Annotated in this window: 16 protein-coding genes; 4 read left to right on the top strand and 12 right to left on the bottom strand. The window is 65.4% G+C overall.

Translation table 11 applies throughout. The features are described 5' to 3' along the window. Nucleotides 1–4 precede the first annotated feature (4 nt). Genes phnK through phnG form a run of 5 tightly spaced genes read right to left on the bottom strand, consistent with a single transcriptional unit; the run spans nt 5 to nt 3821 of the window. Nucleotides 5–802, bottom strand: coding sequence for a phosphonate C-P lyase system protein PhnK (gene phnK / locus EAV90_RS21250; RefSeq protein ID WP_122405955.1), 798 nt, complete (start codon nt 800–802; stop codon nt 5–7). Further along, a complete protein-coding gene (locus EAV90_RS21245) occupies nt 795–1691 on the bottom strand; it encodes an alpha-D-ribose 1-methylphosphonate 5-phosphate C-P-lyase PhnJ (protein WP_122405956.1) in 897 nt (298 codons plus the stop codon). Before EAV90_RS21245 ends, phnK begins: the two co-directional genes overlap by 8 nt. Beyond that, entirely contained in the window at nt 1688–2791 is a 1104-nt protein-coding gene (locus EAV90_RS21240; RefSeq protein WP_122405957.1) for a carbon-phosphorus lyase complex subunit, read from the bottom strand. Before EAV90_RS21240 ends, EAV90_RS21245 begins: the two co-directional genes overlap by 4 nt. A 3-nt stretch (nt 2792–2794) precedes the next feature. Beyond that, nucleotides 2795–3403: a phosphonate C-P lyase system protein PhnH gene (phnH, locus tag EAV90_RS21235; protein ID WP_162500487.1), complete on the bottom strand. Its 609-nt coding sequence runs from the start codon at nt 3401–3403 to the stop codon at nt 2795–2797. 4 nt (nt 3404–3407) lie between these two features. Next, nucleotides 3408–3821 (bottom strand): phosphonate C-P lyase system protein PhnG, encoded by a 414-nt coding sequence (gene phnG / locus EAV90_RS21230; RefSeq protein ID WP_430644739.1) that lies wholly within the window; start codon nt 3819–3821, stop codon nt 3408–3410. A gap of 169 nt (nt 3822–3990) precedes the next feature. Between phnG and phnF the strand changes: the two genes are divergently transcribed. Then, nucleotides 3991–4719 carry a phosphonate metabolism transcriptional regulator PhnF gene (gene phnF, locus EAV90_RS21225; RefSeq protein WP_122405960.1) on the top strand — a complete coding sequence of 243 codons (729 nt, stop codon included), beginning with the start codon at nt 3991–3993 and terminating at the stop codon, nt 4717–4719. A 158-nt stretch (nt 4720–4877) separates the two neighbouring features. Here the strand turns inward: phnF and phnE (EAV90_RS21220) are convergent, their stop codons facing one another. The 4 genes from phnE (EAV90_RS21220) to phnC all read right to left on the bottom strand — a co-directional run bounded on the left by phnE (EAV90_RS21220) (nt 4878) and on the right by phnC (nt 8484). Continuing rightward, nucleotides 4878–5726 (bottom strand): phosphonate ABC transporter, permease protein PhnE, encoded by an 849-nt coding sequence (gene phnE, locus EAV90_RS21220; RefSeq protein ID WP_129144585.1) that lies wholly within the window; start codon nt 5724–5726, stop codon nt 4878–4880. Next, nucleotides 5723–6607, bottom strand: coding sequence for a phosphonate ABC transporter, permease protein PhnE (phnE, locus tag EAV90_RS21215; RefSeq protein WP_129144584.1), 885 nt, complete (start codon nt 6605–6607; stop codon nt 5723–5725). The genes phnE (EAV90_RS21220) and phnE (EAV90_RS21215) overlap by 4 nt, the downstream gene beginning before the upstream one ends. Nucleotides 6608–6678: 71 nt before the next feature. Further along, nucleotides 6679–7614, bottom strand: coding sequence for a phosphonate ABC transporter substrate-binding protein (gene phnD, locus EAV90_RS21210; RefSeq protein ID WP_129144583.1), 936 nt, complete (start codon nt 7612–7614; stop codon nt 6679–6681). A gap of 60 nt (nt 7615–7674) precedes the next feature. Further along, complete coding sequence (phnC, locus tag EAV90_RS21205; RefSeq protein ID WP_129144582.1) at nt 7675–8484, bottom strand: phosphonate ABC transporter ATP-binding protein; 810 nt, start codon at nt 8482–8484, stop codon at nt 7675–7677. A 174-nt stretch (nt 8485–8658) separates the two neighbouring features. Between phnC and EAV90_RS21200 the strand changes: the two genes are divergently transcribed. From EAV90_RS21200 to EAV90_RS21190, 3 genes are read left to right on the top strand one after another with little or no spacing between them, the layout of a single operon-like run. Next, nucleotides 8659–9330, top strand: a complete 672-nt coding sequence (locus EAV90_RS21200) for an LbetaH domain-containing protein (RefSeq protein ID WP_164937041.1) — start codon at nt 8659–8661, stop codon at nt 9328–9330. Then, a complete protein-coding gene (locus EAV90_RS21195) occupies nt 9327–10520 on the top strand; it encodes an alpha-D-ribose 1-methylphosphonate 5-triphosphate diphosphatase (protein WP_129144580.1) in 1194 nt (397 codons plus the stop codon). Before EAV90_RS21200 ends, EAV90_RS21195 begins: the two co-directional genes overlap by 4 nt. A gap of 18 nt (nt 10521–10538) precedes the next feature. Continuing rightward, nucleotides 10539–11237: a DUF1045 domain-containing protein gene (locus EAV90_RS21190; RefSeq protein WP_129144579.1), complete on the top strand. Its 699-nt coding sequence runs from the start codon at nt 10539–10541 to the stop codon at nt 11235–11237. Nucleotides 11238–11240: 3 nt separating this feature from the next. On the opposite strand, the gene EAV90_RS21185 is transcribed toward EAV90_RS21190, so the two are convergent. The 3 genes from EAV90_RS21185 to EAV90_RS21175 form a co-directional block, all read right to left on the bottom strand. Then, nucleotides 11241–11834: a hypothetical protein gene (locus EAV90_RS21185; RefSeq protein ID WP_129144578.1), complete on the bottom strand. Its 594-nt coding sequence runs from the start codon at nt 11832–11834 to the stop codon at nt 11241–11243. Nucleotides 11835–11917: 83 nt separating this feature from the next. Beyond that, nucleotides 11918–13318 (bottom strand): selenium-binding protein SBP56-related protein, encoded by a 1401-nt coding sequence (locus tag EAV90_RS21180; protein WP_129144577.1) that lies wholly within the window; start codon nt 13316–13318, stop codon nt 11918–11920. A 394-nt stretch (nt 13319–13712) separates the two neighbouring features. After that, nucleotides 13713–14651: a dihydrodipicolinate synthase family protein gene (locus EAV90_RS21175; protein WP_129144576.1), complete on the bottom strand. Its 939-nt coding sequence runs from the start codon at nt 14649–14651 to the stop codon at nt 13713–13715. Nucleotides 14652–14656 lie beyond the last annotated feature (5 nt).

Below are 14656 nucleotides of genomic sequence, written 5' to 3'. Positions count from 1 at the left end.
AAACTCATGGCGGCAGAATCGAGGAGACGAGAAGCTGGGTATAGGGCTCGCGCGGGTCGTCGAGCACCTGGTCGGTGAGACCGGTCTCGATGACGCGGCCGCCCTTCATCACCATCACGCGGTGCGACAGCAGGCGTGCGACCGCGAGATCATGGGTGACGATGATGACGGCGAGATGCAGCTCGGCAACGAGGCTGCGCAGGAGGTCGAGCAGGCGCGCCTGCACGGACACGTCGAGGCCGCCGGTCGGCTCGTCCATGAACACCAGGCGCGGCTCGGTGACGAGGTTGCGCGCGATCTGGAGGCGCTGGCGCATGCCGCCGGAATAGGTGCGCGGTGCATCGTCGATGCGTGCTGTGTCGATCTCGACGCGGGTGAGCCAGTCCGACGCGGTGTCGCGGATGCGGCCGTAGTGATTCCAGCCCACCGCCATCAGCCGCTCGCCGACATTGGCGCCGGCCGAGACCGCCATGCGCAGGCCCTGTGCTGGATCCTGATGCACAAAGCCCCAATCGGTGCGGAACAGGAAGCGACGCTCGGCCTCGCCCAGCGTCGAGAGATCGCGGGTGACACCGTCGCGCATCCGATACGAGACATGGCCGGAACCCGGCGCGAGCTGGCCCGACAGCATTTGCAGCAGCGTCGACTTGCCCGAGCCGGATTCACCGACGATCGCCAGCACCTCGCCGGGATAGAGCGAGAACGACACATCGCGGCAGGCGGCAATGCGGCCAAACGACTTGCTGAGGGACTCCGCGACCAGCAGCGGCTCGTCGTTCTCGACCAGATTCTGATCAGCCATTCGAGGCCTCCTGCGCCTTCTCCTTGTACGGCGCGGCGCTGAGGCTGCCGCGATGGCCGGCGGCCTGGCGGCCCTCGCAATAATCGGTGTCCGAGCAGACGAACATCCGCCCGCCCTGGTCGTCGGTGACGATCTCGTCTAGGTAGGAATTCTCCGCACCGCACAGTGCGCAGGGCGCGTTGAAGCGGTAGGGCTCGAACGGGTGGTCCTCGAAATCGAGCGAGACCACTTGCGTATAAGGCGGGATCGCGTAGATGCGCTTCTCGCGGCCGGCGCCGAACAATTGCAGCGCCGGGCAATTGTCCATCTTGGGATTGTCGAATTTCGGCGTCGGCGACGGGTCCATCACGTAGCGCGCGTTGACCTTGACCGGATAAGCGTAGGCGGTCGCGATGTGGCCGAAGCGGGCGATGTCCTCGTAGAGCTTCACATGCATCAGGCCGTATTCGGCGAGCGCATGCATGCGCCGCGTCTCGGTCTCGCGCGGTTCGAGGAAACGCAGGGGTTCCGGGATCGGCACCTGATAGACCAGAACCTGGTTTTCGTTCAGCGCCTTCTCCGGGATGCGGTGGCGGGTCTGGATCACCGTCGCTTCGTCCGTCGCCGTCGTCGTGGCAACACCGGCGGTCTTGGCGAAGAACTTGCGGATCGAGATCGCGTTGGTGGTGTCGTCGGAGCCCTGGTCGATCACTTTCAAGACGTCCTGCGGTCCAAGGAGCGCTGCGGTCACCTGCACGCCGCCGGTGCCCCAGCCATAGGGCATCGGCATTTCGCGGCTGGCGAACGGCACCTGATAGCCGGGAATCGCGATCGCCTTCAGGATCGCGCGGCGGATCATCCGCTTGGTCTGCTCGTCGAGATAGGCGAAGTTGTAGGCGGGCGCGTTCATTCCGCGGCCTCCTTCATGGCATCCGGCGTATTGGCCTCGGCAAACTCCTGGCGCAGCTTGCGCAGGAGGCCGAGCTCGGACTGGAAGTCGACATAGTGCGGCAGCTTCAGATGCTCGACGAAGCCGGTGGCCTGGACGTTGTCCGAATGCGACATCACGAACTCTTCGTCCTGCGCCGGCGCACGCACCTCCTCGCCGAGCTCGCGGGCGCGCAACGCACGATCGACCAGCGCCATCGACATGGTCTTGCGCTCGCTCTGGCCGAAGGCGAGGCCGTAGCCGCGGGTGAAGCACGGAGCCTCCGTCGCAGACCCCTTGAACTGGTTGACCATCTGGCACTCGGTGAGTTCGATCGCGCCGAGCGGCACGGCGAAGCCGACCTCTTCCGCGAGAAATTCGACCTCGACCTCGCCGAAGCGGATCTCGCCGACAAAAGGATGGTTGCGGCCGTAGCCGCGCTGGGTGGAATAGCCCATCGCGAGGAGAAAGCCTTCGTCGCCACGCGCGAGGTTTTGCAGGCGCAGGTCGCGGTCGGCCGGAAAATTCAGCGGCTCGCGGGTGAGATCGCCGACGCTGGCGCCGTCCTCGGCTTCGGGCGAGGATTCGATCAGCCCGTCGCGGCCGAGAATATCCGTTACGCGCGGCGTCGGCGCTGTGGATGCTTCGGCCGTCGACGGAACCTGCGGCACGACGCCTTGCGCGAGCGAGGGATCGAGCAGGCGGTGCGTGTAGTCGAAGGTGGGCCCGAGGATCTGGCCACCCGGAATGTCCTTGAAGGTCGCGGACACCCGCCGCTGCACCTGCATGGCGCCGGTGTCGACCGGCTCGCTGGTGCCGAAGCGCGGCAAGGTGGCGCGGAAGGCGCGAACCAGGAAGATCGCCTCGATCAGATCGCCGCGCGCCTGCTTGATCGCCAGCGCCGCGAGCTCGCGGTCATAGAGCGAGCCTTCGCTCATGACGCGATCGACGGCGAGGCCAAGCTGCTCCGAGATCTGGTCGAGGGAGATTTCCGCAACGCTTTGATCGCCGCGCCGCTTATGTGCGAGCAGGCGATGGGCGTTCTCGATGGCGCGTTCGCCGCCTTTGACTGCGACATACATGCTTCAGATTCCCCTGCTCACGACGCGCGTGGTGCGGGGGATCGCGACCACGGCATCATCGGCGACCAGCACCACATCGATGCCGCGCGGAAACAGTGCTTCGTTCATACGCAGCCGCTCGAACAGATCGAGAGGCTTGATCGACGCCTGCAGCGTCGCGACCCCACCGATGCCGGGGCCGCGCAGCTCGAAGCTGCGCCCCGAGTTCAGGCTATCGACCTGAATGATCACCGTGGTCGAACGGTCCGGATACTCGCTGGTGCCGAGCGCGAATCGCTCGAGCGAAGGCAGCGCATCGCCATCACCGATCAGCGCAAAACTCGCGATCGAGGCGTCCTGCACGACCGGCGCACCGGTGTGGAACTTCAGCCACTTCGTCACATCCGAGCTCTCCGCCATTCGCGCGTCGAGCCAGAGCGGCGTATCGTGGTCGAACAGCGTCAGCGCGATCGCGGCGGTGCCGCGCATCATCGGCCCTGGCGTGCCGACCATCGGCACGATTTGCTGGACGGAGCCCGGCCGCGCCATGGCATCCATGACCGAGCGAAAGGTCGATTGCGCCGACAACACCTTGTCGGCGAAACCCGGCGGCAGCTCCGCAATCGTGGTCATGATCTCACCCCTCACCGCGCACCATGGTGTAGAAATCAACCTTCGTCGCGGCGGTCTCTTCCGCCGCCTGCCTGCGCCTGACCATAAGCTGCTCGCGCAACGGCGCGATAACGCCACGCTCGACGAGCCCGCCGAAATCGCGGGACTGCACCAGCGCATCGCACAGCGCGATCAGCCGCGCCTTCTCACCGTCGCGGCCGAGCGTGTAGCCGAAGCCGACCTCGCCGCTCGCAAGCCGCACCGCCGCGCGCGACACCGTGGCTTCACCGAGATTGAACGGCGCCCCGTCGCCGCCGATCCGGCCGCGCAGCATGACCAGCCCGTTTTCGGGCGCGCGCAGATCCTGATGGGCCGGGAGGGTGAAGTTGCGGAGGCGAGCGGCGATCTCGCCCGCCTCCGCGTGCGCCAGCACGGCCATGGCGGCCTTGCGCTGGGCTTGCTGGTTGTTGTGCTGCGTCACCTGGTCCACCGAACCTTCTAGAAAACTTGCCGGATCGAAGTTGTCTATGATAATAGACAACTTCATACGGACGCGCCATGACTGTTTCGTGACAATGATGTGATTTCTGGAGTAGGTTTCCCGCGACATGAGCATGCAGGACACAGCCTCCTCGGGAGTCGCGCTGTGGCGCCTCGTTGCCGACGGCATCGAGCGCGGCATCGCCGACGGCCGCTTTGCGGCCGGCGACAAATTGCCGGGCGAAATGGAGATCGCGGAAACCTATCGCGTCAACCGCCACACCGTGCGCCGCGCGCTGGCCGCGCTTGCCGAGCGCGGCCTGGTGCGCGCCGAGCGCGGCAGCGGAACCTATGTCGAGGCACAGAAGCTCGCCTATCCCCTGCGCTCGCGCACGCGCTTCTCAGAGATCGTCGGCGCGGGCGGACGCGAGCCGCATGGCCGGCTGATCGAGGCGACCGATGACGTCGCGACGCGCGAGCTCGCGCGGGAGCTGGGATTGAAGACCGGCGGGCCCCTGGTGCGGATCGAGGCGATCCGCCTCGCCGACCGTACGCCGATCTGCGTGTCCACGACCTGGCTGTCGGCCGAGCTGTTTCCGGACGCGGGCGCCGTGTTCGCGGCGACGCGCTCGATGACGAAATTGCTCGCGCATTACGGCATCCGCGATTATCGCCGCGGCGCGACCCGGATCACCGCCGGCATCGTCGACGCGACCGACGCCGCAAGACTCGATCTTGCGCTGGGACGGCCGATCCTGGTGGTCGATGCCACCGACCACGATCTCACGGGCAAGCCGCTGGTGACGAAGCATTCGCGCTTTGCCGCGGAGCGGGTCGAGTTTCTGGTGGAGTCGTAGGCCTCTTCCCCTCTCCCCTTGTGGGAGTGCCCACGATCTTTCTCGATCATCAGAAGCGGTGGGCACGCTACGCGTTGACCACCCTACGGCACTGAGGACACGTACCCCCCATCCGGCGCTTCGCGCCACCTTCTCCCACAAGGAAGGAAGAGAGCCGCCTACGCCACCGCCCGCCGGCCGATGATGGCAAACCGCAGCTTGCCCGAGATGAAATCGATTGCGGCGACGGCGACCAGGATCATCAGGATCAGGAACGACACTTTCTGCCACTCCAGCACGCGAATCTGCTCGGCGAGCTGGAGGCCGATGCCGCCGGCGCCGACGATGCCGATGATGGTGGCCGAGCGGGTGTTGGATTCGATGAAGTAGAGCACCTGGCCGGCGATGACGGGCAGGACCTGCGGCAACAGGCCGAAGCGGATCTCGTGCAGCGCGCTGCCGCCGGAGGCGCGGATGCCTTCGACCTGCTTCTGGTCGGCGCCCTCGATCGCCTCCGAGAACAGCTTTCCGAACGCACCGAAATCCGACACGGCGATCGCGAGCACGCCGGCGAACGGGCCGAGCCCGACCACGTTGATCCACACCAGCGCCCAGATCAGCGTGTCGATGCCGCGGATCGAATCGAGCAAGCGCCGGACGGGAAAGCGCAGGATGTTCGACGGCACGACGTTGCGCGCCGCGAGCAGGCTGATTGGAAGCGCGAAGACCGCGGCGAGCGTGGTGCCGAGCAGCGCGATCGACAGCGTCTCGCCCAGCGCCTTCAGATAGACCGGCAGCGAAGAGCCGGGATCCGGCGGGATCATCATCAGGCTGATCCAGCCGAGCTGGCTGAGGCCGGCGAAGAAGCGCGACGGCGAGAAATCGAGATCGACGAGGCCGTAAGCGAGGATCGCCAACGCCGCGACGATCATCGCCGGCGTGGCGAGCCGCGCCGAGGCGGGCCGGTCGAACACGTCAGGGTAGCGCGCGCGAATTTGCGCGATATCGACCTGCTGCGGCCTCGTCACGTCCGCGCCTCCTCGCCGAACAGGCGGCCGCGCAGCCAGCCGGTGGTGATGTCGATGATGAAGACCGTGACGACGATGGTGAGCAGGATGGCGCTGACGTCGGAGTAATAGAACTTGCGGATGGCGACGACGAGCTCCTGGCCGATGCCGCCGGCGCCGACGAAGCCCATCACCGAGGCTTCGCGGACGTTGATCTCGAAGCGCAGCAGCGCATAGCTGGCATAGCCCGCCGTCACCTGCGGTACGACCGCAAAACGCATGCAGGAGAGCCAGCTCGCACCTGTCGAGCGAATGCCCTCCACCGGCTTCATGTCGGCATTCTCGACGATCTCCGAGAACAGTTTTCCCAGTGCGCCGGTGGAGTGGATAGCAATCGCCAGCACGCCCGCCATCGGCCCCAGGCCGAAGGCAATCACGAACACCAGCGCGAACACGATGCCGGGAACTGTGCGGGCGAATTCGAGCAGGCGCCGCACGACGAAGCGCAGCCATGGCGCGGGCGAAGTGTTCTCGGCCGCGAAGAAGTTGAGAGCGAAGGCGAAGGTCGCGCCGATCAGAGTTCCGACATAGCTGATGAGCAGGGTCTCGCCCAGCATCTTCAGCCATTTGCGCCAGCCCCAGAACCACTCGCCGACATCGGTCCAGACCCGCTGGCCGCTGTCGAGCGTGAGGATGCGGTCGAAATAGCTGACGAAATTGCCGAAATAGGTGAACAGGGTATGCAAATTCACTTCGGCGCCGATCGCGGCGAGCACCAGCGCTGCGGCGAAGACCGCGGCCCCCAACAGGAGACGGAGCCGCCTGCGCGAGACCGCCTGGCGATAGGCGGCATTGAGCGCGGCAAGCTGCTGCTCGGGGAGGATCGAAACCGCTGTCGTCATCGGTCGAAACAGGTCCCGTCAAAGAAAGAGCCGGGTCCTAGGACCCGGCTCGGGTGCATCGTCCCGATGACTCAGGACGCCTTCTTCTTGCGGAGCGCATCGACGAACTTGATCAGCTCGATCGTGCCATCCCAGTCCTTGGTGGTGGCGGGATGAAAGCCCTTCTTCTGGCCGTCCGACAGGCGATCGAACGCGGCCTTGTCCTTGGCCGGCGCGTCGAAGAAAGCCTTGGCGATGGCGGCCTTGGCGTCATCAGGCAGGTCGGAATTGTAGGCATAGGGACCGTTGATGATCGGCGCCGACTTGTGGATGATGCGGAAATCGTCCTTCTTCATCGCCGAGCCGTCGGCGTTCTTCAGCATGCCCTTGGTCAGCATCTGCGCCAGCGTGGAATCGTCGTCGCTGGTCCACTGGTTGGCGGCGACGTCGACCGTGCCTTGCGCCAGCGCGAGCATCGCATTCTCGTGGCTGCCGGTGAAGACGACCTTGCCGAAATAGCCCTCGGCATCGTGGATGCCCATCTTGTCGAGCTCGAAGCGCGGCACGTTGTTGCCCGAGGTCGAGTTCGGGTCGACCAGGCCCAGGTTCTTGCCCTTGAGATCATCGACCTTCTTGTAGGAGCTGCTCGCCTTGACGAAGAACACCGAGTAATAGCCGGTCGAACCGTCGGCATTGATGTCGTTGGCGAACGCGTCGGTCTTGACGCCGGTCAGGCGGGCGCGGGCGAACGAGGCCGAGCCGTAGCTCGCGATGTGGATGTTGCCGGCGCGCTGGCCTTCGATCACAGCGGCGTAGTCGTTGGCGATGCGCAGCGTGACCTTCACGCCCAGCTGCTTCGAGAGGTATTCCACGAACGGGGTCCAGCGCTCGGTGACGCCGGAGGCGTTCTCGGCCGGCACGACCGCAAAGGTCAGTTCGGGATATTTGGCCTTCCAGTCGTTCGCCGAGGCGGACGCCGTGAACGCGAGCGCGGCGGCGCCGGCAAGGATTAATCTGCGAGTGATCATGGTACCCTCTTCATCGGTTGAGGTCGGTTGACGCAAAGACTTGAACTAAACAGGCGAGGCTCAGGCCGCCGCGGCCGTCCCCAGCGCCGGAACGCCCTCGGGCGCCGGTACAGGCATGCCGCCCATGACGTCGGCGGCTTCGAGATCGTAGAGCTCGCGCGCCACATGATCGGTCAGCGCGGACGGCGCACCATCGAACACCACGCGGCCCGCGGCCATGCCGATCAGGCGGTCGCAATAGGTGCGGGCGAGATCGAGCGAATGCAGGTTGCAGAGCACGGTGATGCCGAAATGCTTGTTGATGCGCAGCAGTGCATCCATGACGATCTTGGTGTTGCGCGGATCGAGCGAGGCGATCGGCTCGTCGGCGAGGATGATGTCGGGCTGCTGCACCAGCGCGCGGGCGATCGCGACGCGCTGCTGCTGACCGCCGGAGAGCTGGTCGGCGCGCTGGGCGGCGAGCGAGGCAATGTCGAACTGCTCGAGCGCGGACATCGCCAGCGCCTTGTCCTGCTCGGGCCAGGCCTGCGACAACGAGCGCCAGGCGGGCATCGTCGCAAGCCGCCCCATCAGGACGTTGGTCAGAACATCGAGCCGGCCGACCAGGTTGAACTGCTGGAAGATCATCGCCGAGCGCGCGCGCCACTGCCGCAGCTCCTTGCCGCGCAGCAAGGTGACGTCGACGCCGTCGAACAGGATGCGGCCCCCGGTCGGCGTCACCAGGCGGTTGATGGTCCGCAGCAATGTCGACTTGCCGGCGCCGGATCGCCCGATCACACCGACGAAGCCGCCGGGGGACACTTGAAACGAAGCGTCGTCCACCGCGGCTTTTGCGCCGAAGCGACACGTCAGACCATCCACCACCAGCATGCAGGGACTCCAGAGTAGCTGGGGCCAACCGCTAACGCCGGCGCTTAACACTTGTGTGACAGCGCCGTTGCGGTGCGGCGATCCTACACACCTCATCCGCTGTCATCTCGGCGTCATGATATCGTCATCAAGCCGCTCGAAGAGAGACGCCCGCCCTCGCACCTCGGATGCAACATGGCCGCGAAAGCCCTTTCGGTTCAGCCGACCATCGATCCCTCGGCCAAGCTGCACGAGACCAGGCTCGGCGCCTATACCGAGGTCGGCGCGCGCACGATCCTGCATGAAGTGGCGATGGGCGATTACTCCTATGTCGTGAACGATTCGCAGATCACCTACACGACGATCGGAAAGTTCTGCTCGATCGCGGCGATGACGGGCATCAACCCCGGCAACCATCCGATGCATCGCGCGACGCAGGCGCATTTCACCTATCGTTCGAGCGCCTATTTCGAAGGCGAGAGCGACGATGCCGAGTTCTTCGACTGGCGGCGCCAGCATCATGTCCATGTCGGCCACGACGTCTGGATCGGCCACGGCGCGATCGTGTTGCCGGGCCGCAGCATCGGCACCGGCGCGGTGATCGCGGCCGGCGCCATCGTCACCAAGGACGTGCCGGCCTACACCATCGTCGCCGGCAATCCGGCCCGGATCGTACGGCGGCGGTTCTCGGAGGAGATCGCGGGGCGCCTCGGGAAGCTCGCCTGGTGGGACTGGGATCACGACAAATTGCGCGAGGCGCTGCCCGATTTCCGCAAGCTCGGGATTGAAGATTTTCTTTCGGCATACGAAGCACGGGCGGGCTCTCTCACCAATTCTCCTGCCAGGAAACGAAGCGCAGTCGCGTGACAGACATATTCCTTGAAGGCGGCCGGGCCCTGATCGGCGCCGAGCTCATCGAAACCTCACTTCTCGTGTCCGGGACAGACATCGCGGAGGTGGGCGCTTCTCGCGGCCGGGCGGGGCTGGCGATTGATGCACGTAACCTGCTGTTGCTGCCCGGCATCGTCGACCTGCACGGCGATGCTTTCGAGCGACAGATGATGCCGCGCGCCGGCGTCGATTTTCCGATCGACGTCGCGCTCGCCGACAGCGACCGCCAGGCGATCAGCAACGGCATCACCACCGTGTTTCACGCCGCGACCTGCTCGTGGGAGCCGGGCCTGCGTAGCGCCGACAATGCACGTGGCCTGATGGAGGCAATCGAGCGGCAGCGTCCGCAATTCGCCGCCGACACCCGCTTCCATCTGCGCCACGAGACCTACAATCTCGACGCGGAGGCCGAGATCGCCCAATGGCTCGCCGAAGGCCGGGTCGACCTGCTCGCCTTCAACGACCACATGGACGGCACCGTCGCCGACATGGCCAAACCGCGCAAGCGCAACCGGATGGTGGAGCGCACCGGCCTTTCGAGCGAAGAATTCGACCTGCTGGTCGAGCGCGTGATCTCGCGCGCCGACGAGGTGCCGGCTTCGGTGTCGCGCCTGGCCGCTTCTGCCCGCGCGGCGGAGGTGCGGATGCTCTCGCACGATGACGCAACGCCGGCGATGCGGCATGCGTTTCGCGAGCTCGGCGCGACAATCGCGGAGTTTCCGATCAACGAGGAGACGGCGCGGGCGGCAGCCAGCCACGGCGATGCCATCGTCTATGGTGCGCCGAACGTCGTGCGCGGCGGCAGCCACACCGGCTGGACCAGGGCATCCGACATGATCGCCAAGGGGCTCTGCTCGGTGCTGGCGTCAGACTATTATTATCCCGCACAGCTGCTCGCCGCATTCCGGCTCGCGGCAGATGGTTTGGTGCCGCTGGTACAGGCCTGGGATTTGGTCTCCGCCAGTCCTGCCCGCGCGACCGGCCTCACCGATCGCGGCACCCTCGCGGAGGGACGCCGCGCCGACATTCTCCTCGTCGATGACAGCGTCAAGCTGCGGCCGCGGCTGATCGCGGTGATCTCGGGCGGCAAGCTCGTGCATCTCACCGATGCCACACGGCTGCTCACCGCCGTGGCGGCGCCGCGCGAGGCTGTCGTCGCCGCGTAAAACCGCTATGCTGAGACGATGACAGGATTTCCCCGCTACGCGGTCTATTTTGCCGCAGGCGCCGACAGCGCCCTCTCCCGCTTCGGCGCCGAGCTGCTCGGCTACGATGCCTATACCGGCGACGAGCTGCCGTTCCCGCGCGAGGCGCTGCAAATTGCGCCGGACTGGCGTGACATCAGCGCAGATCCCCGCAAATACGGCTTTCATGCCACGCTGAAGGCGCCCATGACTCTGGCGTTAAGCAAGACCGAAGCCGAGCTGATGGCCGCGTGTGCGGCCTTCGCCGGCAGGGCACGGCCGCTTCCGGTGATCCGTCCCGTCGTCGATACCATCAGCGGCTTCATCGCCGTCATTCCGGCCGAGCCGGTCGATACGCTCCAGGAGCTGGCGGCCGACAGCGTCCGCGATTTCGACGCTTTCCGTGCGCCGCTGACGTCGGAAGATCGCGCACGGCGCAAGCCCGAAAAGCTCGGCGAGCGACAGCGCGACTATCTCGACCGCTGGGGCTATCCCTACGTCATGGAAGAATTCCGCTTCCACATGACGCTGACGGGACGGCTCGATGCGGAGCGGCGCGGGCCGATTCTGCAGATGCTGCGGGGGCGGTTTGCGGCGTTGAAGCTCGATGCGCTTGAGATCGATCGCATCGCGCTGTTCAAGCAGGACGACGCAAAGGAAAGATTCCGCATCATCGGCGAATGGGCTCTGGCACGGTAGACCTCAGCGCCAGCTCGCAAGATTGAAGGCGAGCGCCACCGCGCCGACCAGAACGAGGCTGGTCGCCCAGACTGCATCCAGGTTGAACCAGCTTCGCGAAACGAACTTCAATCCCAAATAGCGGTAGACCAGCCACGCCAGAGATCCGCCGGCGCTGATCATGGCGGCAACGTGCACCAGGGACACCAGCACCGCCATCCCGACACTCGCCTTCATCAACTCGCCCGCCGCCTCATGGCCGGCATCGAGCTCGAAGGCCTGGCAAAGCCCGAGATAGATCGGCACCAGCATCAACGCGGCGCCGTGAGCAATGGCGACGGCAAACGACCAGAGCGCCAATTGCGTCGGCGGGATTCGTGCCAGCGCGCGGGGATGGCGCCGAACGATCAACCGATAGACGCCGAAGCCGATGACGAGAAGGCTCGCGACCAGCTGGATCGGACGCTGCCACTCCGCCAGCACGAGCAGGAACGCGAATGGCAGCAGCACGAGAAGCGTGGCCAGGAGATGCCCGGCCGAGAGGGCCCACAAGGCGCGGAGGAGCGCGCGCGGGCTCTTGTCCATGAGCCCCGCCGAAACGGCGAGCGGCCATCCCATGCCAGGATTGATCCCGTGGTAGAGACCGCTCGCAACAAGAGCGAGCCACAGCCAGCCGAGTGCCGGGCTCGCGTGCCCCCAATCTAGACCGACGGATAGCAAAAGGAGTCCGTCGAACAATCGCCGCCCTCGAGCCTGATCTGGTGCGCACGATATCCGTCGGGGAAGCTCACGAAATAGTTCTTGTCGAGCTCGAGGCCGCCGTTGCGACCGACATTGGCCATGACCTCCACGCCCGGAACGCCATCGGGATAGAACTGGTCGTCCCAGGTGGAATAGAGCGAATTGGTCCAGTAGACGCGCTTGCCGTCGCGGCTGATCTCGACCATCTGCGGACCCGCCGCAAATGGCTTGCCGTTCGGATGGGGCGTGCGGCGCGCGATGCCGCCGATGTGGACGGAGCCCGCAAGCTTCGGCTGGCGCGGATCACTGACGTCATACTGGCGCATTTCACCCGTGCCCCAGCACGAGACGTAGAGAAACCGGTCGTCCATCGACAGGTCGATGTCGGTCACCAGCGGCGGCACGGCGCCAAATCCCTGCAGCAGCGGCGGAAGCTTCTCCTTGGGCGCGGGCTCGGGTGCGATCCTCGCCGTCTTCTCGGCATGGAATGTCCCGCCTTCGCGCCACCAGGTCCAGATAGATGCTTCAAGGTTGGTGGTGTCGACCACGACGCCAACGAAGCCGTACTCGCGAACCGGATCGTGCGCCGGTCGTACCTCCAGCGCCATCTGATGATTGGCGCCGAGGTCGATGGTCTGGACGTTGCGACGGGCGCGAAGATCCCAGAAGTGGAGACGATGGCCATATTTGTTCGACAGCAGATCTTCCGGGACGATCCCGTTCTCGAACTGCGGCGGCAATGCCCATTCGCTCGTCACCATGTAGTCGCGCGGCAGGTTCCACCAGAAATCATAATGCAGTGTCTGCGGACCGCGGTCGATCTCCCATCGCCCCAGGACCTCGAAGGTCTCGCAATCCATGATGAAAACGCCGGGAGGACCGTTGGTGCCGTCCTTGCCGCCGCCGCCCAGCGTGCTCACGTAAATGCCGTCCGGCCCGCAATGGATCGTGTGCGGCCGCGAGTAGCCGGTCTTCTTGAAGACTTCCTCCGGCTCGATGATTTTGTGGATCCTGGCTTTGGTCGGATCGGGCTTGGTATCGATGATGTAGATTCGCGACGAGCGGAGCCCTGGGATGATGAGATAGCGCCGCTCGATGAAGGCATGTCCCGCGAGCGGCGACAAGGCCGAGGAGCAAGCATTCCAGCCGAAATGATGAAACTCATCGCCCTTGTTGGGCATCGTCACGGTGTGGACGATCTGGCTATAGGTCGGCGATCCCGGCTTGACGTCGATGACCGCGAGAGCATCCGGCTTCGAGAAATCCGGACTGAGCAGCAACGTGTAGGCAAAGTTCTCCGTAGGCGCTTCCATCGCAAGCTTGGGCGATGCGTGAAAGGTGGGATCCGGCCTCATCGTCATGGCACTGCCTCCCTGTTCTGTCGGTTCGCGCCAACTTGGCTCGGGATAACGGCATAATGAAGAGGTGTTGGGCGACGTTTCGAGATTGCTCCGTGGGGCCTGGTTGGCGGGCGTACAATATGCCATCGCGGAGCTGCGGGAAACGGCCTGGGGCCGCGCTAATTCGACGCCTTCAGCCCGGCGGAATACGGCCGGAGCTCGTAGCTCACATCCGGTGTCGTCCCGGCCTGGTGCGCAATTGCGCACGGGAGCCAGGACCCGTATCCGCAGCGAGAAGTTTGGCGCGAGCTGGTAACCCAAAGTCTTCGCCAAACCACTCCCTGTGGATATGGATCCCCGATCTGCGCGCGCTTCTTGCGCGCTTGTCCGGGACGACAATGAATGTCTGGCGCCGCTACTTCCCCCACCGCAGCGCCAGCGCGTCGCGTTCCTTGGCAAGTTCCAGCAGGCCGGCGCGCGTCGCCGGATGCAGCGGCTGCAAGGGATGCCGTACCATCTCGGATTTGATCACGCCGCCGGCCTGCATCATGACCTTGCAGGCGATCAGTCCGCATTGGCGGTTTTCGTAGTTGATCAGCGGCAGCCAGCGTTCGTAGGCGGCCTTCGCCTTCTCGCGATCGCCGGCGAAATAGGGATCGATGATCTGGCGGATGCCGTCGGGATAGCCGCCGCCGGTCATGGCGCCGGTGGCGCCGGCGTCGAGATCGGCCAGCAGCGTGATCGCCTCCTCGCCGTCCCAGGGACCTTCGATATCCTTGCCGCCGGCCTCGATCAGGCTGCGGAGCTTCGAAGCCGCGCCCGGCACCTCGATCTTGAAATAGCGGATGTTGGAGAATTCGCGCGACAGCCGCGCCAGCAGCTCGACCGAGAGCGGCGTGCCCGCCACCGGCGCATCCTGAATCATGATGGGAATGTCGATCGCGCCCGAGAGCACCTTGAAGAACTCGACGATGCCCTTCTCCGGCACGCGGAAGGTCGCGCCATGATAGGGCGGCATCACCATCACCATGGCAGCCCCCGCCGCTTCGGCCTGCTTGCTGCGCGCGGCGCACACGGCCGAGCTGAAATGCGTCGTGGTGACGATCACGGGGACCCGGCCAGCGACATGTTCCAGCACCGTATGCATCACGGTCTCGCGCTCGGCATCGGTGAGCACGAACTGCTCGGAGAAATTGGCGAGGATGCAGAGACCGTGTGAGCCGGCATCGATCATGAAGTCGATGCAGCGGCGCTGGCCCTCGAGGTCGAGCTCGCCGCGCTCGTCGAAGATGGTGGGCGCGACCGGGAACACGCCGCGATACGGGCGCTGGGCCTTGTGGGGGGTGACCGGCATCGAAC

The sequence above is a fragment of the Bradyrhizobium vignae genome (genome assembly GCF_004114425.1).
Lineage (GTDB): Bacteria > Pseudomonadota > Alphaproteobacteria > Rhizobiales > Xanthobacteraceae > Bradyrhizobium > Bradyrhizobium vignae.
This window is presented reverse-complemented; position numbering and strand designations above follow the sequence as displayed.